The sequence below is a fragment of the Peribacillus sp. NPDC056705 genome, assembly GCF_043656335.1.
On sequence record NZ_JBHTYI010000108.1, the window covers coordinates 1 to 1,217 of the forward strand.

Annotated in this window: 1 protein-coding gene and 1 pseudogene; both read left to right on the forward strand. The window is 54.0% G+C overall.

Annotation, left to right across the window (positions count from 1 at the left end):
* Positions 1-226 (forward strand): annotated as a pseudogene (locus tag ACFRAK_RS27845) (hypothetical protein); the annotation flags it as partial.
* The coding region (locus tag ACFRAK_RS27850) for a M20 family metallo-hydrolase (protein WP_394573011.1) at positions 207-1,217 on the forward strand (1,011 nt) is incomplete at its 3' end. The pseudogene ACFRAK_RS27845 and the gene ACFRAK_RS27850, both read left to right, overlap by 20 nt.

The following is a 1,217-nucleotide window of genomic DNA, read 5'->3' on the forward strand; positions in this document are numbered from 1 at the left end:
TGTTTCCTGGGTGCTGGATGGAGATAAGCTGCATTCCAGTGCAGGCTGGAGCCCGTATCATGGCCTCAAGCTGCAAGGGAAAGTTACTTCTACGATCGTTCGGGGTGTTACGGTCTATGATAACGACACGGTTACAGGACAGCCGGGGCATGGTGAATTTGTGCGTGCAACCCATAAGGCGAACGAATCGGAAGGAGGAATGGGGTTTGGCAGGGCAAAGCGATAATGTGAAACCCAATCTACAGCGTCTGACTTCCGATATCGAAGTGTTGTCATCATTCAGCGATCCCTCGAAGCCGGGCTGGACGCGGAGACCGTTCACAGCATGGTATGAATCCGGTCGGCAATGGCTGACAGAGCGGATGCATGAAGCGGGTCTTGAAGTGAGCGTGGATGCAGCCGCTAACCTGATCGGTCGTCTGCCCGGCTTGAACCCGGCGCTGCCGTCGATCTTGATCGGATCTCATACGGATACAGTCCAAGGCGGTGGGAGATTTGACGGCATCATCGGCGTTGTCGGAGGATTGGAAATCGCGAGGCGATTGAAGGAATCAGGAGTCAGACTGCAGCATACGTTAGAAATTGTTGATTTTACGGCCGAAGAGCCCAGCGAATTCGGCATATCGACGATTGGCAGCCGAGGCATGGTTGGTACGTTGACAGAAGAGATGATGCATAAGCAAGACCCGAATGGCTTATGTTTACGCGATGCAATTGATAGAATAGGTGGGAGAAGTTCGGATTTAATGACTGAGGTCCGAAAACCGGGGGAAGTGGCCCTTTACCTGGAGCTGCACATTGAGCAAGGCCCCGTGCTGGAGGAGACCGGCCGCACGCTAGGCGCAGTGACAGGCATTGTCGGTATACACCGCAGCCGGATAAAAGTGACGGGCCAACCGAATCATGCTGGAACTACACCCATGTCTATGCGCCAGGATGCGCTGACAGGCTTCGGCGAGATCTGCCTCGCCTTAGAGCGGATTTGCCGTTCTTATGGGGACCGTCTTGTCGGTACGATAGGCAGAGTATTCAACGAGCCCAATGCTTCAAATGTCATCCCTTCGGATGTCACCTTTGAGATGGAAATTCGATCACTCGATCCGCTATTGTCCGAACAGGTGCACACCTCTTTTGTCACCGAGGCTTATGAGATTGCTGCACGACGTCAGTTGGTTCTGAAGGAGGAGCTGCTGTCGAGGTCGGAGCCGGTGCACGTT